Genomic DNA, 21,884 nt, shown 5'->3' with positions numbered 1-21,884 from the left:
TCCCTTTTTTGTGTTACTTTGTTACACAGTTAGATACATGTACAGTTTATTTAAATTATCTTGTTAATTTAAATAAATAAGATTTATCATAATCTATGATATACTATTAAAAATCCTTATATTGGAGTATAATCATGAAAAAATTGTTTGAAATTCTTTTGGTGGCGGTTGTTTTTTTTAGTCTGGGTATGTATGTTGGTCAAGACAAAGATGCAACTGATACAACCATAGCTGCAACAGAAGCTGCAACAGATACAACTTCTGCTGTAAAAGTGCCAGAATCAAAACCGGAACCAAAAGCAAAACCTAAAGCTGTTCAATCTAAAAACTTAGCGGTTGTCTATACTTTTGATAAAGACATAGAAGCTGAATACAATGAGTTGACAGAGAAAAAAGTGCAAACAATTGGATTTGCCCTGACTGACCCACATAAACGGGTTAATGATCATTATCATGAGAAATACGGTTCAACAAAGCTTGATTTTTTAAGTTTTCAGTCCATTGTTAATGATGAGAAAATAAAACCTCTGTTAAATATAGACCCAAGGATCGCTGGTTTTAGTCCATTTAACTTACTTGGATACAAAAAACAGAGTGATAAGCAGACTTATGTGATGCATCTTGTTCCTGAAGTGATCTTAGATATTATCGGTATTGATGATGAAAAGTTAAGAACAGCCTATATAGAGTCTTTTGTGGAACTTGATGCTCTGATAGAAAAAGAACTTGGTGGCACAAAAAGTTATATAAAATATGATAAATTGGCAGAAAAAAGAATGATGAACTTTGAACTCACTTTCGATAGACCAAAAGATCTGACTGACTTTGTTGATGACTTTCAAGAGAAATTTGAAGAGACCTTTGAAGAGGGTGGTTATCTGATAGCCGGGTATTATAACTTTAAAGAGAATGGTGAAGATACTATTCCTGAGTATGATGCATTTTGGACGTATGCACTGTGTCATTTTAAATTTTCTTATACTGTTTTTGACAATGAAGGTGGACGACCTAAAGCAGGAATATTTGCTCCATGTGCCATGTATATGTATGTTAAAAAAGACACATCTACATTGGTTATAGGTATGCCAACACTTGCAAACTGGGGTGCAACACTAAAAATTGATGATCCTAAAAGAGCAGAATTTATCAAAAAACTTGATAAAGAAATTCCTGCTCTTTTAGAGAGTTTAGGTGCTAAACCTGTTGCAAATGTGAATCCGCTCACAAGAGAGTCAGGAACATCCAATGCTGTTGCAAAAACGGCAAGTGCTGCAGCTGAAACAGTAGAAGAGAAAAAACCTGAAGCCGTTGCAAGACCAAGAGAAGTAACGACTCCGTCAACAGCAGGGCATATTGAAAAAGAGTTTGTCTCTGCTTATTTAAGAGGTCCTCTTGCAACAGCTGCACAAGTAGAAGCTGATCTGAAAAATGCTGGATTTGAGGTATTAGGTACGCATGATATTGATAAAAAAGGTGACCTTACTTCGATTATCTTTACTTGTCCAGGATTGAAAAAAATGGCAAATAAAAAAACCAGAGGGTTTATGGGTGTACTCAAAGTACTTGTTGATGATGACAATAAACAGATCAGCATCAGCAATCCACTCTATTTTGCTAAAGCGTATCTGCAAGATGACTTTGATAAAGCAACAGCTACAAAAGTTTTGGACAAACTTAATCAGACATTTGAGGGACTCAAGAATGCAAAAGATGGTATGGAGTTTGATGATCTAAGTGGCTACCACTTTGCCATGAGTATGCCTTACTATGAAGATATGGAGAGTGTAGCAAGTGGTGACAATGCAAAACTCATAGAAAAAGCAAAAGCAAGCGGCTCTGTTGTATTTGAACTTACTCTTGATAACGGTGCAACACTATTGGGTGTAAAACTTGATAAGCGAACGACAAAGTTTGCTAAAAAGATCGGTGCAAACAATGCTTCTGTGATCCCATATACCGTACTTATAGAAAATGGAGCAGCAAAAGTATTGGCTCCAAAATATAACCTTGCACTACACTATCCTCTCTTGAGTATGACAGGCTTTATGACCATCGCTACTGTACCTGGTGCTATTATAAAAGATTGTAAGAAGGTTTTTCAATAAGTTTTAGTTTTACCTGTTTAGATCTGTTTTAAGAACATTGTTCTTTAAAACAGATCTTCAAAAAGTTCATGGGCTGATCTGTTTTTTGCAGGTTTAGGTTTTGAATTTTCTTTAGGTTTTGTCCTGGTACCTGCAGGATTGTCGCTTCGCTCGGATGTCTCTATTTTGAAAAGTTCTTTTACAGATGCTTTTTTAGGTTTTACGGTCACTTTTGTTTTTTCTGTTTTTTTCTTAACACTCTTCTTTTTTACAGGTTTTATTTCTATGATCTTTTCTTCCATAGTAGGTTCTATAGTAGCTAACTCAGGCTTTATAATATTTGCTATGATAGGCTCAAGTTCTTCTTTTTCGCCTCCTTCAGGCTTAAGATAATCAAGTTCTACCAAAGTATGTACAATACGCTTAAAGGTTGGTACTGCCGATAGTGATGCAAAGTATTTGTATCGTTTTTTTGCCCGGATGACCAAAACCCCTATGGTATATTTATTTCCTTCTTTGTCATTGGCAAAACCATAAAAACTACTATGGTATTCACGTACATAGCGGCCATTCTTAGCAATGTGGGCAGTACCTGTTTTTCCACCGATCTCCAAGCCCGGATATTGGGCTTTGACACCCGTTCCTCTTTTAACAACTTCAATCAGTATATCATGTATCTGGTTTGCTGCTTTTTTACCTACAGTTTGCAGGTTCTTTACCTTTGGTTCCATGGTATAGTGATTGCCTTTGAGGTCTGCCAAGTAGTTAACGATACGAGGTGTAACGGCTATGCCATCATTATTGAAAGCACTGTATGCTTTGAAGAGTTGTGCAAAAGTGACCAGCATCCCATAGCCGTATGAACTGTTGGCTCTATGCATTTTATGGTCTAGTTTATAGAGTGGCTTGAGTTGACCGGGCAGATCACGTGAAAGGTCAAGTCCTGAAGGTTTTGCTATACCAAATTTAAGTAATCCTTCTCTAAATTCTTTACCTGTGAGTCTCCATGAGATCTGAGAGATCCCTACATTGGATGAATGTACGATGATATCTGTAGCTGTAAGAGAATCAAACTTTTCATCATCAGTAATGGTTCGCCTCTTGCCTATCTTCATGCGCCCATTGTATGTATTAAACCAGGTTTGAGGTGTAACAACTTTATGGTCCAATGCCATGGCTAGAGTGATAGGTTTAAGTACAGAACCTGCCTCATAAGGGTATTCAGAAAACTTAGGATTGAGTGCAGGGATATCTTTTTGGGTGATGTGTGCAGGATCATACCGTTCTGAACTTGCCAATGAAAGTACTTTCCCTGTTTTGCTTTCCATAACACCGACTATGATCTCCTCCGCATCAATACTCTCCTTCATTTGATCCAGCATAAGTTCAACTCTTCTTTGAAAAGCTAAAGGAATGTTGAGATGAAGGTCCATCCCATCTACACGTTGAAGTTTCATACTGTTTTGGTCATGTATAACAGCACCTACAACGTCTCTTTTTCCTCTGAAATATCCATTTTTCTTTGAAGTGATATGTTTGTCATAATTTCGTTCAAGTCCTTTTTGCCCTTTAGGTCGGGTGTATCTTCCATCACTTTTATCACCTACATACCCAAGGATGGGGCTCATGACATCACCCAGTGGAAATCGTCTGGTTTCACCATTTTCAATGATATCCAACCCAAAGAGTACATCAATACCATTACCGTTTTTAACCCAACGGAAAATACCGAGTTTTCTAAGTTTATAGGATAAAGACTTGAGTTGCATTGCATGTCTTGAAGTAATGCTTTTTGAAAGGATGATATTACCTTTTATCTCTTTTCCTTTACGATCTTTAAACTTCTTACGTAGTTTTTCTTCATCAATACCACTGTAAATACTGAAAAGTTTAATAAAAACAGCTTTTTTCTCTGGAACAATACTTGCACCACGAATGACTGCCTGATAGGTTTTTTGTGAGTTGCTGAGTGTATAATTGTCTGCTGAAATGATGCTTCCGCGAAAAGAGCGATCATGTATGGTAGAGTGATGACTGGGGATACGCCTATCTGAAGTGATCGTTTTTAAAACAGAAGATAAAAAGATCAACATAGCAATGGTTAAAATAATAAAAAGACCTGTGATCTTATATTTTCTTTGGTGTATTGCACGGTTCTGTCTGTTTTTATTCATATTTCCCTCATCTGATATGAAATTTTATCAAAGTTATCTATTAAATCTGATAAAATACTAATTAATATTATAGAAAGAGAATATAAGATGATAGATAAACCACTTTTAGCTGCCGTAATGATGCTTTTAACACTTTCATTGGTAATGGATTATTCTCTCTCTGCTTATACAGTACTGCATTTTCATTATTCTGACTTCCATTTTTTTATAAGACAGAGCGGTGCCATATTTATAGGTTTTGTTACCATGGTCATTCTCAGTAAAATGGATCCGGATGTATGGTTTGCAAGAGTAGGACTTACACTGTTCATTCTCTTTTTTATTCTTATGATAGCCATGCAGTTTCTTCCCTCTTCTTTGGTAAATGAAGTTGGAGGTGCTAAAAGATGGATTCGCCTGGGACCTATGTCCATTGCTCCTGTAGAGTTTTTTAAAGTTGGATTTATCTTCTTTTTAGCATGGAGCTTTGCACGTAAATTCATAGATAGAAAAGAGATGGGATTCATAGAAGAGGTACGGGCATTTTCACCTTACCTGCTTATATTTCTTTTAGCTGTTGTTATCATTGCGGTTTTTCAAAAAGATTTAGGTCAGGTCGTAGTACTGGGTGCAACACTCATGGTGTTGTTCTTATTTGTAGGTAGCTCTTTAAAGTTCTTTTTTACACTTATGTCTGGTGCTTTTATGGCAATAATCGGTCTTATTTTCTTTGCTCCTCACCGTATGGCGAGGATAAAAAGTTGGTGGGGTACGGTACAAAATGACATACTCTCTCTTCTTCCTTTTGATATAGCATCAGATACGCTTCGCGTCGAAGCGCTTAAAGAGCCTTATCAGATCTCAAATTCACTCAATGCTATCCATAATGGTGGTTTTTTAGGAGAAGGTTTGGGAAATGGTCAATTTAAACTAGGTTATTTGAGTGAGGTACATACAGACTTTATCCTTGCAGGTATTACTGAAGAGTTAGGGTTTTTAGGGCTTGCTTTTGTGACATTTACTATACTTTTTATTGTATTTCGTATTTTAAAGATCGCATCAAAAGTAAAAGATCCTATGTATTATCTTTTTTGTATAGGTGTAGGTCTTCTTATTGCTTTTGCATTTATACTTAACTCTTATGGTATCTCAGGTATCACTCCTATTAAAGGGATCGCAGTACCATTTTTAAGTTATGGCGGGTCTCATATATTGGCATCCTGTATCGCTATAGGTATGGTATTGATGATTTCTAAAAAGGTGCCGAGAAATAGTGAAGGGAAGATCTTATGAGTATAGTTATGACAGGTGGTGGTACAGGTGGACATCTTGCCATCATCAAAGCAGTTAAAGAACATCTTGAAGGTGAAGAGCTCATCTATATCGGTTCTACACAAGGGCAGGATAAACAATGGTTTGAAGCAGATGATGACTTTACACATAAGTATTTTTTTGAAACGCGTGGTGTGGTGAACCAAGGAGGATTGGGCAAAGTAAAATCTCTCTTTATGATGTTCAAAGCAACTTTGCAAGCGATAAAACTTTTAAAAAAACATCAAGCAAAAGTAGTCTTTTCTGTAGGAGGATTCTCTTCGGCAGCTACCGCTTTTGCAGCAAAAGTGTTACGTATACCTTTGGTCATACATGAGCAAAATGCAGCATTAGGCTCACTAAACAAACTGCTCAAACCTTATGCAGCAGGGTTCATCTCCTCTTATTTGGAAGAGAGTCCCATCAAAGCCTATCCTATAAAAGAGATCTTTTTTGAGAATGCACGTATCCGTCATCAGGTAAAAACTATTATTTTTCTTGGTGGCTCACAAGGAGCTAAAGCCATCAATATGCTGGCACTTGAAATGGCCGTTGAACTTCAGGATAAAGGCATCAAGATCATTCATCAAGCAGGTGAAAAAAATATAGAAGAAGTAAAAAAAGCCTATGATGATCTAGGTATAAAAGCGGAAGTATTTGGATTTACCACGAAGTTGGCAGACTATATGAATGAAGCAGATATGGCCATAGCAAGAGCAGGGGCTTCAACTTTGTGGGAGCTGTCAGCTACAGCACTGCCTACACTCTTCATCCCCTACCCCTATGCAGCAAGTGACCACCAGTATTATAATGCACAGTTTTTGGTTGAAAAAGAGCTTGCATGGCTTATGAGAGAAGGTGAGATAGACAAAGAGAAGGTTTTATCACTACTTGATGAAGATCTAGAAGTTAAGAGTAAAGGCTTAATGGAGATCGTTGAAAAAGATGGCAGTAAGAAGATCGCGATTTTTTTAAAAAACTTATCTTAGAATTTTGAGTTGCTGGGTAGTTTTGAGTGCTGTAAGAAATTTGAGATGCTGCAGTCAGATTATTTAAAAGATATAATTATAAAACATGATATAATAAATTTATCACATTAAATCAACTTTAGAAGGATAACTGATGAAAAAGATAATGGCAGGTTTATTTACTTTAGGTGCATTGACGTTAAGTTTACAGGCGTATGATCAAGCAGAGAGAATACAAGATATGCAGACCATGGAAATATCTATGGCAGAGATACAAAGAGGGATACTCTATAACAATAAGAAAATGGTACTCAAAGGTGTTGAAAGTCTCAAAAAAGCTTCAAGTAAAGTAGAAATATCTAAAAAAGATCATATGGATTATAGTGCTAAATTTGCCAAAAAACAGGCAGCAAATATTATTAGATATGCAGAAAAACTAGAAGCAAGTATAGAAGCAAATCAGAAACATGCTGCAACGACAAACTATACTAAAGTGTTAAGAGAATGTGTCTCTTGCCATAATAAAATAAGAAAGTGGAACTAGTAAGAGTAATAAACATGTCATGAACACAAATTTGACACAATTTATGGGAATACTATAAATATATTATTACAAAAGGAAGAAGCGATGAAAAAGTTAATAGGTTTAGTATTTGCCGGTGTAGCTGTATTTGCATTGAGTGGTTGTGGTGGAGGTAATGATTATTATTATGAGGAACCTATTAATGATGGATTGACAACTTTGTTTTTAATAGATCAGAATGGTGATTCATATGCCGGTATACCATATAAATGTGATTCCATGGCTGATTGGAGTAAAACTGCATACAATGGTGAATTTTCATTTTATCCTAGAGAAAATTGTGAATTTGATTTTTTAGATCTTTATGGAAATTATGCTAATGATCCATTAGTAGATGATATTGTTTATATTGTTGATGATCTTGATTATGGCAAGGGTGGTATCCCCTATGAGTGTGTTTCTTTTGGTGTAGGTACTACCGATGGTGATGGTAGCTTTGATTATGATGAAAATGATGAGTGTGTTTTTTACCTTTAATTACTGTATATTCTTAACTGGTTTCACCTCACATTAGGTGGAATCAGGGAATGATTCCTTCCCCCCCCCTTTACCTCCCAATAACCACAATTTAGCTAGAATATCTCTAATTTAATTTAGGACATTTTTCAATGGATATCAGAAAAGCATATTTAGACTTTTTTCAAGAGAGAGGGCATCAGCTCATACCAAGTTCTCCACTCGTACCGGACGACGCAACACTTATGTTTACCAATGCGGGGATGGTACAGTTTAAAAACATCTTTACCGGTGAGGCACCTATTCCTGCAATACCTCGTGCCACTTCTTCTCAAACCTGTTTAAGAGCAGGTGGAAAACATAACGACCTTGACAATGTTGGCTACACAGCACGACATCATACACTTTTTGAAATGTTGGGGAACTTCTCTTTTGCAGATTATTTTAAAAAAGAAGCTATTGCATATGCATGGGAGTTCATTACATCTGAGAAGTATTTGAATCTTCCTGTAGATAAAATTTGGGTTACAGTACATGACAGTGATCAGGAAGCTTTTGATCTGTGGAAAGAGCATATTGCTGAAGATCGTATTGTCTATTTTGGTGATGCAGACAACTTCTGGCAAATGGGTGACACGGGTCCTTGTGGTCCTTGTTCGGAGATCTTTTATGATCAGGGTGAAGAGAACTTCAACGGTCCTGAAGATAAAATGGGTGGAGAAGGCGACAGATTTTTAGAGATATGGAACTTAGTTTTCATGCAGTATTTCAGAGATGAAACGGGTACACTCAATCCTCTTCCAAAACCCAGTATCGATACAGGTATGGGACTGGAGCGTGTGGTTGCCATTAAAGAGGGTCAATTGAACAACTACCACTCATCACTATTTATGCCATTTTTAGAGAAGATCGGTGAACTTGTGGGTACTCCATATGACTTTGAGGCAGAGAATTCTGCTTCATACAGAGTTATAGCAGACCATTTACGTTCTTGTTCTTTCTTGCTTGCACAAGGGGTGAATTTTGACAAAGAAGGGCGTGGGTATGTACTTCGTCGTATCATGCGTCGAGCTATTCGTCATGGTTACTTACTTGGACTGCGTGAGCCATTTATGTATAAACTTGTAGATACACTAGTGGCACTCATGGGTGAGCAGTATGACTATTTGACCAGCAAATCTGAAGCTATTAAAACTTCTATGAAAATGGAAGAAGAACGTTTCTTTGATACCATCGAGGCAGGGATAAAACTCTTTAACGAAGAGTTGAAAAATACCTCTGAGGTGTTCAATGGTGAAGTAGCATTTAAACTCTATGATACTTATGGTTTCCCACTTGACCTTACAGAAGATATGCTTCGAGAGAAGAATATCAAGCTTGATATCGATGCTTTTGATACAAAAATGCAAGTACAAAAAGCACAGTCTAAAGCAAACTGGAAAGGTACTGGGGATGCGGCAACAACAGGTGATTTTAAAGCACTCAAAGAAGTGTTTGGTGTGAATGAATTTGTGGGTTATGAAAATACCACAGGTCAAGCAAAAGTCTTAGCACTGCTTGATGAAGAGTTTAAACAAGTAGACAGCATCGATGGTAAGGGTTGGGTACTTTTGGATAGAACATCATTTTATGCAGAGTCAGGTGGACAAACAGGTGATTCTGGAACATTAAATGGTGATGTAAAAGTGTATGACACTAAAAAGTTTTTGGATATGAATCTTTCTGAAGTAAAAGGAAAACTTACTGTTGGTGATGAGGTGGAAGCTGTTGTTGATAACAGTCGTGATGAGATAGAAAAACACCACTCAGCAACGCATTTGCTTCACGCAGCACTTAGAGAACTGCTTGGAGATCATATATCTCAGGCAGGATCACTCAATGATGCAAAGAGGTTACGTTTTGATTTTTCTCATCCTAAAGCAATGACAAGTGAAGAGATAGCCAAAGTAGAAGCATGGGTAAATGATAAAATATCCAGAGGTATTTCTGCTGAGACGAAAGTAATGTCTGTAGATGAAGCGAAAAACTCTGGTGCTATGGCTCTGTTTGGCGAGAAGTATGGTGATGAAGTTCGTGTCGTCAGTTTTGCAGAGGACTCCATAGAGTTGTGTGGTGGTACACATGTTGACAATGCTGCACGCATAGGCCTCTTTATGATCACTAAAGAGAGTGGTGTGAGTGCCGGTGTGAGACGTATAGAAGCTATCTGTGGGAATGCAGCTATCGAAAAGGTAAATGCACTCAGAGATGAATTAAACAATATTAAAACAGAGCTCAAAAACCAAAATCCACTAGTAGGGATCTCTAAACTCAAAGAGCAGGTTAAAGCACTTAAAAGTGAACTTGATTCAGTGATGAGCAGTAGTCAAAAAGAGTTGACAGCAGTTGAAGTCAATGGTGTCAATGTGATCGTTGAAGAGGTTGAAGGTGGTGACATCAAAGCAATGATCGATGATATCAAAAACAAGTACGAGAATGTTGCAGTGATGCTCTTCATGAAAAAAGGTGACAAAGTGATGCTTGCTGCAGGATCAAAAAACACAGTGATCAAAGCGGGTGACTGGATCAAGTTTATCGCACCGATCGTTGGTGGTGGTGGTGGTGGACGTCCTGACTTTGCACAGGCAGGTGGGAAAGATCCAAGTAAGATAACCACTGCGCTTGAAGAGGCAAAAGTCTATTTGAGTGAGATCCTTGAGGGTGGAAACTAATAATGTACAACCACACTGTTGTCTTTTTGCATGTACTTTCAGCTTTTGTCTGGGTAGGTGGAATGATCGCAATACGTGTGGCAGTACATCCTGTACTGCAAAGCATTGAAGATCCAAAGACCAAGCTTGGTAATACATTGCAGATTACCGGAAGACTTTTTCATCTGGTGATCCCGTTTATTTTAACTCTCCTGCTTACAGGACTAATAATGGCAATCGCCTCCCAAGGACACCATGGCAGTCTGAAATCACTTTTTCTCTCCAAAGAGATCATCTGGACGGTAATGACAGTGAACTTTACCTATATGTATTTTCAAAGAAGAGCAGCATGGAAACTGTTTGAAGTGGGAAAACTGCCTGAAGCCAAAGCAAAAGTAAGGTTAATTCCAAATGTGTTGTTGCCTGTTAATATTTTATTGGGGGTTTTAGCACTTTGGCTGGGTTTGACTCTAAGAGGTTTATAGGGTGCAATATACTATATGATACATCTTGCTTCCAATTCTGAAAGTCGTGCTTTACTGCTTCATAAGTTCGGCATTGATTTCATTCAAAAATCTCCTGACTACGATGAAGAGCAGATCACAACAGCCATTGCAAAAGATTTTGTTTACATAGCCAGTAAAGGTAAAATGGAAGCAGCAGTCAAAGAGTTTGGTCTTGAGATGCCTCTGCTTTGTGCAGATTCGGTCATTATGGCAGCTGACGGGAGTATTTTACGTAAAGCTAAAGATGTAGATGATGCAAGGCGTATATTAAAGATACAAAGTGGCAGGGCGATCTCCATTATCTCATCTTTACATTTTAGAACCAAAGAGTTGTTGCTTGTTGATACTTCTGCAACACATTACCACTTTGCAGAGTTTGAAGATGAGGATATGGAAGCTTACCTTGAGAGTGGTCTCTGGAAAGGCAAAGCAGGGGCCTGTATGGTGGAAGGTTTTTGTAAAAAGTACATCAAGTCCGTTGAGGGATATGAGAGTACGGCAATGGGCTTGCAGGTTGAAGTTTTATTACCATGGTTAAAGGGTTTAAATTAAATGTATGAAAATGAATTAAAAGCACTGAAAAAAGCTGGGCGATTTAGGGAGCGTAAGGTTTATGACGTGAGACTAGATGATCTTGCTTCTAATGATTACCTGGGACTCTCACGCAATAAAAAGCAGTTTAAGAAAGCGGTAAAACTTGTGAATGAGTATACAACTATAAGTTCAAAAGCAAGTATGCTTGTCAATGGATATCATCCTATACATCGTATTTTTGAGATGACAATGGCAGAATATAATGGTTTTGAAGAGGGCTTGGTAGTAGGCTCCGGATTTCTTGCCAATATGGCTCTTATAGAAGCGCTGGTTCGTAAAGGTGATATGCTTTTTATGGATGAGGAGTATCATGCAAGTGGTGTGATGGCTTCGCAACTTTTGGGTGATAGAGTCATCACTTTTACGCATAATGATGCAGATGATCTACGAGAGAAATTAGCTGCACACCCAGCTAAAAGACAGATCATTGCTGTTGAAGGTGTCTATTCTATGAGTGGGGAGCTTTGTAAAAAAGAGATATTTGATCTTGCAGATGAAGTAGAAGCACTGCTCATTGTAGATGAAGCACACAGTGCGGGAGTATTGGGTTTAAAACTATTGGGTATTTTTGAATATTACGGCATTACCATCAATGAAAGACATATAAAGATGGGTACACTGGGTAAAGCCTATGGCTCGTATGGTGCGTATATTTTGGCTTCAAAAAATGTAATAAGCTTTTTGGAAAACAGAGCAAAACCTATCATTTACTCTACTTCTCCTTCTGTTTTTGATACGGCATTGGCATTGGTAAATGTAAAGCATATACGTAAAAATGCAGCAAAATACAGCAAGAAGATCCTGGAGCGGCAAATGGTTGTAAGGAAGCAGTTGGGCATTCACTGTCTAAGTTTGATCGTACCTATGGAGATGCCAAATAATGAACAGACACTTTTTGTACAAAAAGGACTAATGGCACAAGGCTACTTGGTTGGAGCCATACGTCAACCTACGGTGGAGAAACCTATCATGAGAGTGATACTTAATTTGAGTGTATCGACACAGAAGATAAGACATGTATTAGCACTCATTAGCCATAACACGCTACAATAATAATTAAAATAAAAAAGATATATATATGAAAATAAAGGGTCTGTGTGTTCAATAGTCTGATTAAAGGTTCCATTATCTTAGCGATGATATTTGCTGTTGCACTTACTGCAGCATTTATCTATGCGTATGAAGAGATCTCTTTGGATGCTGAGAAGCTTATCAACTATAAACCAGAGACATCTTCTGTCATACTGGATAGAAATGGTGAAAAACTTGCCTATGTCTTTAAAAAACAACACCGTCTTTATGCCCGCTATGATGAGCTTCCAAGTTACTTAGTTGAGGGACTTATTGCCATGGAAGATACGAAGTTCTTTGAGCATAATGGTGTCAATCCGGATGCAATTTTAAGAGCCATAATTAAAGACATTCAAGCAGGGAGTTTTGTAGAGGGTGGAAGTACACTGACGCAACAGCTCATTAAAAATAAGATCCTTACTAGTGAAAAGAAACTGGCACGTAAGATCAAAGAGGCGATCCTGGCACTTAAGATAGAACATGAACTGAGTAAAGAAGATATCATCGAGCGATACCTCAATGAAATTTCCTATGGTAACAACTACTTTGGTGTAAAAACAGCTGCTAACGGTTACTTTCATAAAGAGTTAAATGAACTGACACTTAAAGAGTCAGCCATCTTAGTAGGGTTGCCTAATGCACCAAGCTATTATAACCCTCTCAAGCACTATAAGCGTGCTTTGAACCGTGCAAACAATGTACTGTATCGTATGAAAAGTATTGGGTGGATCTCACAAAATGATTATCTTAAAGCAGTGAAAGAATCACCTAAGATCTATAAAACATCACTCACACAAAATATTGCACCTTATATTGTAGATGAAGTGTTGAGACGTTTTAAAGGAAAACTTGGAGATGTCCGTACGGGTGGTTATCAGATCTATACCACTATAGATATGAAACAACAAGCCATTGCACAAGATGCAGTCTCTTTTTCTTATAAAAAGGCATTGAAAAAATACAAAGAGAAACCGGATACTTCTACACTCAATGCGGCATTTGTAGCGGTTGAGAGTAAAACAGGTGATATTTTGGCTATGGTAGGTGGTGTAGACTATAAAAAGTCTGCATTCAATCGTGCAACCCAGTCAATGAGACAACCGGGTTCTGCATTTAAACCGTTCATCTACCAGACTGCGTTGGATATGGGGTATAACCCTGCAAGTCCTTTAACGGACCTGGCAAGAACATTCCAGTACTACTATAAAGGTAAACCGAAGGTCTGGTCACCAAAAAACTATGAGCGAGACTTTAAAGGATTCATTCCTTTACGAGAGGCATTGGTGCATTCAAGAAACCTTGCAACTATCAATCTTGTTTCAGACCTGGGTGTGAGTACGATCCGTAAACGCTTGGCATTTTTGGATGTACCTCATATTCCCAGAGATATGTCTATTGCTTTGGGAAATCTTGGTTTAAGTCCTATGAAAATGGCACAGATATTTTCAGTATTTGCCAATAGTGGACATATGATCGAGTCGAGACTGGTCAGTAAGATCATCTCTAAAGAAGGTGCAGTTATTTACGCGACCCGTCCAAAAGAGATAGCGAACTTTACCACACCTGAACAGGCATATCTTATGACAGATATACTCAAAGATGTCATCAAAAGAGGTACAGGTAAAAATGCACGTGTAGAAGGGTTAGAACTTGCAGGAAAAACCGGTACAACCAACAACGGTGTAGATGCCTGGTTCTGCGGGTATTCACCTACGATCGAAGTAATAAGCTGGGTTGGACGTGACAATAACAAACCTATAGGACGCAAAGCAACCGGTGGTGGCCTTGCTGCACCTGCTTTTGCATACTACTATAAAAAACTGATAGAACTCTACCCTGACACAAAACGATCTTTTGATATACCAGAAGGGGTATTCAAAGGAGACTATGAAGGCAAGAGCGAACTCTATACTACAAATTCACCACTTCCAAAACATAAAAATCCTGAAAGTGAATTTGACCGTATGTTTGGTGGGGATGATGATGAAAATGTGGAAGATATCAACCCTGAAGATGATATAAATATGGAAGAAGATATTAGTCCGGAAGAAGATATAGGATTGGCAGAAACGATAAATATAGATGACGATCCAAATGAACTAATAGAATCCCAAGAAGAGGAGGGTGATCCGTTGCATCCTAAAAGAAAGGTACCTAAAACACCAGTTTCAGAGGACAGTGGAACGTTATTTTAATGTTAAAAAAAGAGATCATCTTCGTTATAGACCCTATGTGTTCATGGTGTTGGGGATTTGCTCCTGTCATAGAACAATTACGTGCAACACAATCTGATAAATATGATTTCTCACTTGTAGTGGGTGGATTGCGTACTAAAGGTGAGATGGCTTGGGATGAATCATCCAAAAGATATCTCAAGGGACATTGGGAAGAGGTAGCAAAGAGAACAGGACAACCTTTCTCTAACGCATTATTTGAAAAAGAAGACTTTGAGTATGATACCTATCCTGCTTGTAAAGCTGTAGTTACAGTACGTGCACTTTGGGGTGATGAAAAGAGTTTTGATTATCTGCATCGTTTGCAAAAAGCGTTTTATGATGAGGGTAACGATATTACAAAGTTAGATGTATTATCTAAGTTACTTGAAGAGACAGTTGGAGATGCAAGATCTTTTAGAGACTTTTATCACACTCCCAGGGCTGAACTTTTGATGCAGCATGATTTTTCTAAGGCTCGTTCTATGGGCGCCAATGCCTTTCCTTCGGTTGTCATCATAGATACAGATGGGCATATGGTATGTCAAAAAGGCTACCGCTCAATATTGGAAATGAAAAAAATATTGGAGAGTTGACATGCATAGTTTTGCACCAGAAATTATACTTATAACCATATTGGGATTGGTGGTCTTTTCAGATGCTGTTGCCAATAAACTAAAGATCCCTTCAGTCTTTTTACTGCTTATAGGCTCATACACGATCTATACCTATGTGCCGATGGCTGTACCTATAGATCTGAAACAGTACTTTGATACGATCATCTTGTTCTGTATTCCTCTCATATTTATGGGTGATGCACTGCATTTGCATTTCTCTGACATCAAAAAATACGGATGGGATATTTTTTACTTAGCAGTTGTGGCTGTAGCACTCTCCATATCTGTGGGTGCGAGTATGTATTACTTTGGCGTATTTGAAGGTTTGACATTGGGTGCATATGTGTCACTCTTTGCTATCAACATGGCTACAGATGCTGTATCTGTACAGTCGATACTCTCCAGGTTTAAAGGTATTTCTCACCATATTAAAGTACTTATAGAGGGTGAGTCTCTGGGGAATGATGCCACTGCAGTCATCGCCTTTTTCTTCATAGGACTGCCATGGATGATGAGTGGTGAGATAGATGCCGGTCATGCAGCATTGGATGCTTTACGTGTGTTTGTAGTCAGTATAGGTATAGGTACGGCTATAGGGTTTTCCTTCTATATGCTAATGAAACTTTTCTCCGATAAAAGAAGTGAGTTCTTTGCATTTATCATAGAAGCATATCTTGCGTATGTTGTGGCAGAAGAGATGCATGTGAGTGGTATATTGACACTTATTGTAGCTATCATCGCAACTAAAGCTTGGATAGATTCAGATATAAAAGTCCTAGAAGAAGGTGAAGTACAAAAAAGTAAAAGTTTTATGCGTAAGTTACGTTTGAGTAACATACATGCAACAACTACAGAAAGACTGGAATACATCTACGAAATGGCAAAAGAGTTTGGATACATTGCTGCAGTTATGATATTTTTTGTACTAGCAGAGATGGTTAGTGTGGAGAAACTCTGGGAGTACAAAACGGAGATACTCATCATGTTCGGTATCACAACACTCATCCGTGCCATCTCTATGGCAAAGTTTGCTTTTTGGGGTAACAAAGTTAAACACATCGAACCTGTAGGAGCAGAGGGTTGGTTCATCCTTACCTTCTCAGGTATGAAAGGTGCCTTGTCCATTATTTTGGTACACATGATACCAGCGTCATTTGAACACAAAGAGTTTTTTGAGGTTGTGACTACAGGTGTGGTTATGATGTCTATTTTTGTGTATGGGACTACACTTTGGACGTACTTTACTTTTTTTAAGAAAGAGAAAGAAGTTTCTATTTTTAAGAAGTAGGATAATTATAGGGATAAGGTAATACCTTATCCTTAAACATCAGCACCGATAACGCAAGCTTTATCCCCTTGGGCAGAGTCAAGATCTGTAATCTCTTCATGCCCCTCTTCTTCTAACCACTCTGCTAGAGATTGTTCGACACATTCAGTATCGATATCTTCAGGATCCCCTGTTGTTTTACCATAAGTAGCACAGGTAACACCTAACTCAGTAACAAGTGTTACTGCATCTTTAAAATCATCATCGTTTACTAAGCCATTTTTTATAATTACACAAGCTGAAAGACTTACATCATTAATCACTAAAACTTTATCCTTCGCTTTAATAGTTTCTGTAGTTACATCACCACTTGCAATATCATTAACTGCATCATTAATTGCATCATCAATAGCACTGCATCCTGTAAATATCAATGCACTTATTATTACTAAACTTATCTTTTTCATTATTTATATCCTTTGATTCGGATTATATCAAGAGGGGTAAAGAAAGGACTTAATTAGAGCATTTTTTTGAAGTAAATTAGAAGTTTAAAGTGATAGTTGTATTCCCAAGCAAGAGCTTGGGAATAAGAGTAGAGAGTTTAATCTCTTAGCAAGAGTAAGTAGTTTTAAACTCAAATCCTGTTGGTCTAGCTTCATCTGGCCAAACTTGAGATTCATACATATAATGTTGATATGCATCAATAAACTCCTGAGACATAACAGGTTTTAAAAAATCATGGTCAGAAACCAAACCTTCAAGTGATTCTCTAAGTGTACGAGGCATTTGAGGAATATTTTTGTCTCTGATCTCATCAAGTGTTAACTCAAATAAGTCAACATCCATAGGACCAACAGGTACATCTTGATGTTTAATACCATCAAGACCTGCAAGCATTAGAACCGCAAAACAAAGGTATGGACATGCTGAAGAGTCTGGGAATCTAGTTTCGATTCTCGTAGCATACTCACCAGAACCATAAGGGATACGACAAGCAGCTGAACGGTTTTGAGAAGAGTAAGTTAAGATACTTGGAGCTTCATAACCAGGTACTAGTCTTTTGTATGAGTTTGTACTTGGGTTTGTAAATGATGCAACTGCAGCAGAGTGTTTAAATACACCGCCAAGATACTGTAATGCCATTTCAGAAAGGTTTGCATATTCACCCTCTTTATAGAAAAGGTTTTTACCATTTTTCCAGATAGACTGGTGTACGTGCATACCGTTACCGTTATCACCATAAAGTGGTTTAGGCATAAATGTAGCTGTCTTACCATTGAGGTGAGCTACCATCTTTACAACATATTTGTATTTTTGTACGTTATCTGCCGCTTCAACAAGACCAGCATACTTGATACCAATCTCACCTTGTGCCATTGCAACTTCGTGGTGACCTAGCATCACAGTCAAACCTACTTCTTCAAGAAGAAGCATCATTTCAGCACGTAAGTCAACCATAGTATCTGTAGGCATTACAGGGAAGTAACCACCTTTTAGTCCAGGTCTGTGACCCATGTTTCCATAGTCTCCCATGTCTGTAGCATCATTCCATGCACCTTCATCAGAGTCTACTCTGTAACCTGTTTGGTTTACACCTGACCAAATTCTAACATCATCAAAGATAAAGAACTCATTTTCTGGACCAAAGAATGCATCATCACCCACACCTGATTCTTCCATATACTTCAACGTCTTTTTAGCGATAGATCGTGGACATCTTTCGTAGAGTTCATTTTTATAAATGTCATAAACATCACAGATAACGATAACTGTACTGTCGGCAGTGAACGGATCCATAAATGCAGTTTCTACATCTGGCTTAAGAACCATATCTGACTTCTCAATTGGCTGCCAGTTTTCGATAGATGAACCATCAAATGGAAGACCAGCATCAATCATACTTGCTTCAACCGCAGACATACGGTAGGAAATATGGTGCCATGTACCTTTAATATCTGTAAATCTAAAATCTACAAACTCAACCTCATTTTCTTCACAATATTTATAAAACTCATCTGTGTTGTTTACGAACGTACCCATCTTCTCTCCTAAAATTAATTTTTATCCCTATATTATAGCCACTAAAAAATTAGTTGTGTCAGACTTTATGCCTAAAAAGTAACCAATTCTTGATCACGCTATTTAAAAGTAACAACCTTCATGCCTAAAAAGTAACCAATTTTTTATCACGCTGTTCAAAAGTAACAGCTTTAGTGTATCCTGCCTCTTTTGCTAAGCTGATAACTTTATCATATCCAAATCCTACCTGTTCTACAGTATGTGCATCAGAAGCAAATGTGATAGGGATATCTAAATCATAGGCAACTTCGAGTAAAGATCGTGAAGGATAAACCTCACCGATAGGTTTACGAAGTCCTGCAGCATTGAGTTCGAGTACCATGTTTGACTTTTTGATCGCTCGAAGTGCATTTTCTGCCAGTAGTCTTGTATCTTGTTTTGGCATGAATTTAAATACTTTAATGAGGTCTAAGTGTCCAACGATGTCAAATTTTCCGGACTTAGCCATGGCTTCCGTGGCTTCAAAATAGGCTTGCCATATCTCATCTATGTCTCTGTTTTTATAGCCTGCGATAAACTCCGGATTGTCAAAACTCCACTTATCTATGAAATGCACAGAACCTATAAGATAATCTACTTTTGCCTTTAAAACTCTGTCATCCATATGACCTGGAAGATAGTCCACTTCATAGCCTAGAAGTATCTTGATATCGTTTTGATAACGTTCTTTAGCTGTTAAAACATCATCTGTATAAGCTTGCATCTCGGAAAATGCTAAACGGTAGTGGGGATCAAAATCCATAGGGGCATGCTCTGAAAAACCGTAAATATCTATACCAAGTTCTATGGCCCTTTGGATGTAATCATCAACTGTGCCTTCAGCATGGTTACAACGTGTAGTGTGATTGTGTAGGTCTATTCGCATAGTAATTTACTTTCTTTTTGTTCTTAGTTTACCATAATATTTGACATTTTTTTGACATTTTTATTTTATACTTTTGCAATATCTTGAAAAAGCCAAACTTGTCTGCTTTTTCTATGATTTATTTTTATAGGAGATACTCGTATGACCCAGTCTATGGATACCAAAAAATTAGAAATTTTTAAAATGGAACATAAAAAGTCTCTTGAAATGAAGTTAGCCAAATTGCGCGACACGATTTCAGAGGATGATGCTTCTCTTGAACAAGAGATGATCAATATTTTCAGAGTATCTCTTTTATCACATGGTAAAGATAAAAGACAAATGCGTCAAATAGCACAGATCAGTAAAGTATTGGGAGAGTCGTTAGGACTTGATGCTGCATATTGTGATAGGTTGGAACAGGCTGCACAAATCTATGATATTGGCAATGTGATGATCTGTAAAGAGATATATGAGAAAGACGAAAATCTAAGTTTTGAAGAGTTTAAAGTTGTTAAGAACCATACGTTCATAGGGTACTATGTTTTGAAGGCACAAGGTTTTCCTACAACAGATCTGGCAGCTATTATTTCTGAAGAGCATCATGAATGGTGGAATGGTGGAGGGTATCCTGCTCAAAAGAAAGCCCTTGATATAAACATAGCTTCACGCATAGTGGCAGTTGCAGATACTGTAGGTGCACTCTTTAGAAAAAGAGCAGATAGAACGGCATGGGAGTATAAGAAAATTTTAGAGTATGTTGAGACAAGAAGCGGCATACAATTTGACCCGGAAGTAGTAGCAGTATTTCTTATTAATCAAGAAAAAATAGATGAAATCTTGCATGCAGGTCTTTAGGATATATCAACTGGATGATATGATAAAGCTATCTAAATTTTAAGAAAAAACCTATTTTTTACCACTAATAGGATAAAATAAGAGCAAATTAACCCTCTTCATATCCTAGGAACAAGATGACAGATCAAAATAGAGTAGAACTTTTAGCACCCGCAGGTAACTTAGAGAAGATGAAGATCGCTCTAAACTATGGGGCTGACGCTGTGTATGGTGGCACAAGTACCTTTTCACTGCGTATCCGTTCAGGTAAAGAGTTCGATATGGAGTCTTATGCTGAGGGGATAGAGTACGCTCATGCCAGAGGTAAAAAAGTTTACTCCACAGTGAATTCATTTCCTTTTAACTCCCAAATAAGACTGTATGAAAACCATATTGCAAAAATTGCAGAACTTAAACCAGATGCGCTCATCGTTTCTTCTCCAGGGGTCGTTAAGATAGCAGCAAAGATCGCACCGGATATACCTATACATCTCTCTACTCAAGCAAATGTTATGAATGCAATGGATGCAGAGGTCTACTATGACTTAGGGGTAAAACGTATCATCGTTGCTCGTGAGATCTCTTTGAAAGATTGTGAGGCCATTAAAACACATTTACCTGACTTGGAGTTAGAGATATTTGTGCATGGTTCTATGTGTTTTGCATACTCTGGACGTTGTCTTATCTCAGCACTTCAAACAGGACGTGTTCCTAACCGTGGGTCTTGTGCCAATGACTGTCGTTTTCCTTATGAGATATATGCACATAACCCTGAGTCCGGTACGACATTTAGACTGGATGAAGAAGAGGGCATAGGTACATATATCATGAACGCTAAAGATATGAATATGGCTTCACATATAGATGAGATACTTAAATCCGGTGTGATTGATTCGTTAAAAATAGAAGGACGTACAAAATCTCCATACTATGCAGGAGTGGTAACCAAAGCGTATCGTCATGCGATAGATGACTACTATGCAGGTGACTTTGATGAGAAGCGTTATCAGCGTGAGTTAGGTACAACACAAAACCGTGGATTTACAGATGCCTATTTGATCTCTCGTCCTTTTGAAAGAAATGATGCAGAATCACAAGCATTTTCTATACAGTATGGTACGCACCAAGTAGCTGGACTTGTAAAAGAAGACGGAAAGACGTGGAAATGTAAAGACAAAACCTGTGTGGGTGACTCTGTCGAGATAGTGCTTCCTGTGGGTGCGACAGTTGATCTAGTTGACAATGAAGTAGGTAAGATAGACGAAGTAGATGGACAGTATTGGCTTACCTTTAAAAAGATGGTATCTACAACAGGTAAAGAGTTTGAGTGTATCCACAGTGGTGACTTAAATGATATACTGTTACCAACACCACTACCAGGGTATACCATCTTAAGACGTAAGATAGATGAAGCATTGGAGAAAAAGGGTCTAAAAGAAGACTCAACTCCGATGAAGTTAGAACAAAATGTAAAGTAAGTTACTTGTTTCCATGCTCTGTGTGGGAATGCATACTTGAGTTTGATAAGCTAAAAAGATGGATTGGTTTATTGAATTGAGGTATGCATTTCACCTCAGGAGAGGTGGAACAAGATTAAAATAAATAACA

The 21,884-nt window shown here is 37.8% G+C and carries 18 protein-coding genes; 14 read left to right on the top strand and 4 right to left on the bottom strand.

Going from position 1 to position 21,884, the window contains the following annotated elements:
- Nucleotides 1–134: 134 nt before the first annotated feature.
- Nucleotides 135–2,105 carry a hypothetical protein gene (locus ACLHDG_RS12265; RefSeq protein ID WP_415406531.1) on the top strand — a complete coding sequence of 657 codons (1,971 nt, stop codon included), beginning with the start codon at nucleotides 135–137 and terminating at the stop codon, nucleotides 2,103–2,105.
- A gap of 44 nt (nucleotides 2,106–2,149) precedes the next feature.
- Here the strand turns inward: ACLHDG_RS12265 and ACLHDG_RS12260 are convergent, their stop codons facing one another.
- On the bottom strand, nucleotides 2,150–4,258 hold the full coding sequence (locus ACLHDG_RS12260) for a peptidoglycan D,D-transpeptidase FtsI family protein (RefSeq protein ID WP_415406530.1): 2,109 nt from the start codon (nucleotides 4,256–4,258) through the stop codon (nucleotides 2,150–2,152).
- An 87-nt stretch (nucleotides 4,259–4,345) separates the two neighbouring features.
- On the opposite strand from ACLHDG_RS12260, the gene ACLHDG_RS12255 reads away from it, so the two are divergent.
- The 11 genes from ACLHDG_RS12255 (at nucleotide 4,346) to ACLHDG_RS12205 (ending at nucleotide 16,534) form a co-directional block, all read left to right on the top strand.
- Nucleotides 4,346–5,530: an FtsW/RodA/SpoVE family cell cycle protein gene (locus ACLHDG_RS12255; protein ID WP_415406529.1), complete on the top strand. Its 1,185-nt coding sequence runs from the start codon at nucleotides 4,346–4,348 to the stop codon at nucleotides 5,528–5,530.
- On the top strand, nucleotides 5,527–6,537 hold the full coding sequence (murG, locus tag ACLHDG_RS12250) for an undecaprenyldiphospho-muramoylpentapeptide beta-N-acetylglucosaminyltransferase (RefSeq protein ID WP_415406528.1): 1,011 nt from the start codon (nucleotides 5,527–5,529) through the stop codon (nucleotides 6,535–6,537). The genes ACLHDG_RS12255 and murG overlap by 4 nt, the downstream gene beginning before the upstream one ends.
- Nucleotides 6,538–6,670: 133 nt before the next feature.
- Nucleotides 6,671–7,060: a hypothetical protein gene (locus tag ACLHDG_RS12245; protein ID WP_415406527.1), complete on the top strand. Its 390-nt coding sequence runs from the start codon at nucleotides 6,671–6,673 to the stop codon at nucleotides 7,058–7,060.
- An 84-nt stretch (nucleotides 7,061–7,144) separates the two neighbouring features.
- Complete coding sequence (locus tag ACLHDG_RS12240; RefSeq protein ID WP_415406526.1) at nucleotides 7,145–7,576, top strand: lipoprotein; 432 nt, start codon at nucleotides 7,145–7,147, stop codon at nucleotides 7,574–7,576.
- A 131-nt stretch (nucleotides 7,577–7,707) separates the two neighbouring features.
- Nucleotides 7,708–10,266: an alanine--tRNA ligase gene (gene alaS / locus ACLHDG_RS12235; RefSeq protein WP_415406525.1), complete on the top strand. Its 2,559-nt coding sequence runs from the start codon at nucleotides 7,708–7,710 to the stop codon at nucleotides 10,264–10,266.
- A 2-nt stretch (nucleotides 10,267–10,268) separates the two neighbouring features.
- Nucleotides 10,269–10,730, top strand: a complete 462-nt coding sequence (locus tag ACLHDG_RS12230; RefSeq protein WP_415406524.1) for a hypothetical protein — start codon at nucleotides 10,269–10,271, stop codon at nucleotides 10,728–10,730.
- A 15-nt stretch (nucleotides 10,731–10,745) separates the two neighbouring features.
- Nucleotides 10,746–11,303, top strand: a complete 558-nt coding sequence (gene maf / locus ACLHDG_RS12225) for a septum formation inhibitor Maf (protein ID WP_415406523.1) — start codon at nucleotides 10,746–10,748, stop codon at nucleotides 11,301–11,303.
- Complete coding sequence (locus tag ACLHDG_RS12220; RefSeq protein ID WP_415406522.1) at nucleotides 11,304–12,398, top strand: aminotransferase class I/II-fold pyridoxal phosphate-dependent enzyme; 1,095 nt, start codon at nucleotides 11,304–11,306, stop codon at nucleotides 12,396–12,398.
- A gap of 83 nt (nucleotides 12,399–12,481) precedes the next feature.
- Nucleotides 12,482–14,611: a transglycosylase domain-containing protein gene (locus ACLHDG_RS12215; RefSeq protein WP_415408341.1), complete on the top strand. Its 2,130-nt coding sequence runs from the start codon at nucleotides 12,482–12,484 to the stop codon at nucleotides 14,609–14,611.
- On the top strand, nucleotides 14,611–15,225 hold the full coding sequence (locus tag ACLHDG_RS12210) for a DsbA family protein (RefSeq protein ID WP_415406521.1): 615 nt from the start codon (nucleotides 14,611–14,613) through the stop codon (nucleotides 15,223–15,225). Before ACLHDG_RS12215 ends, ACLHDG_RS12210 begins: the two co-directional genes overlap by 1 nt.
- A 1-nt stretch (nucleotide 15,226) precedes the next feature.
- The gene (locus tag ACLHDG_RS12205) at nucleotides 15,227–16,534 is read left to right on the top strand and encodes a cation:proton antiporter (protein ID WP_415406520.1); all 1,308 of its coding nucleotides are present in this window, start codon (nucleotides 15,227–15,229) and stop codon (nucleotides 16,532–16,534) included.
- A 32-nt stretch (nucleotides 16,535–16,566) separates the two neighbouring features.
- Here ACLHDG_RS12205 and ACLHDG_RS12200 read toward each other — a convergent pair whose 3' ends face one another.
- The 3 genes from ACLHDG_RS12200 to ACLHDG_RS12190 all read right to left on the bottom strand — a co-directional run bounded on the left by ACLHDG_RS12200 (nucleotide 16,567) and on the right by ACLHDG_RS12190 (nucleotide 19,460).
- Nucleotides 16,567–16,980: a hypothetical protein gene (locus ACLHDG_RS12200; protein ID WP_415406519.1), complete on the bottom strand. Its 414-nt coding sequence runs from the start codon at nucleotides 16,978–16,980 to the stop codon at nucleotides 16,567–16,569.
- 145 nt (nucleotides 16,981–17,125) lie between these two features.
- Nucleotides 17,126–18,556, bottom strand: a complete 1,431-nt coding sequence (gene glnA, locus ACLHDG_RS12195; RefSeq protein ID WP_415406518.1) for a type I glutamate--ammonia ligase — start codon at nucleotides 18,554–18,556, stop codon at nucleotides 17,126–17,128.
- Nucleotides 18,557–18,680: 124 nt separating this feature from the next.
- Nucleotides 18,681–19,460 carry a histidinol-phosphatase gene (locus ACLHDG_RS12190; protein WP_415406517.1) on the bottom strand — a complete coding sequence of 260 codons (780 nt, stop codon included), beginning with the start codon at nucleotides 19,458–19,460 and terminating at the stop codon, nucleotides 18,681–18,683.
- Nucleotides 19,461–19,601: 141 nt separating this feature from the next.
- Between ACLHDG_RS12190 and ACLHDG_RS12185 the strand changes: the two genes are divergently transcribed.
- Both ACLHDG_RS12185 and ACLHDG_RS12180 read left to right on the top strand, forming a co-directional pair.
- Nucleotides 19,602–20,297 (top strand): HD-GYP domain-containing protein, encoded by a 696-nt coding sequence (locus tag ACLHDG_RS12185; protein ID WP_415406516.1) that lies wholly within the window; start codon nucleotides 19,602–19,604, stop codon nucleotides 20,295–20,297.
- A 116-nt stretch (nucleotides 20,298–20,413) separates the two neighbouring features.
- Nucleotides 20,414–21,754 (top strand): peptidase U32 family protein, encoded by a 1,341-nt coding sequence (locus tag ACLHDG_RS12180; protein ID WP_415406515.1) that lies wholly within the window; start codon nucleotides 20,414–20,416, stop codon nucleotides 21,752–21,754.
- Nucleotides 21,755–21,884: the final 130 nt, after the last annotated feature.

This window comes from Sulfurovum iocasae (assembly GCF_047716765.1).
Classification (GTDB): Bacteria; Campylobacterota; Campylobacteria; order Campylobacterales; family Sulfurovaceae; genus Sulfurovum.
This window is presented reverse-complemented; position numbering and strand designations above follow the sequence as displayed.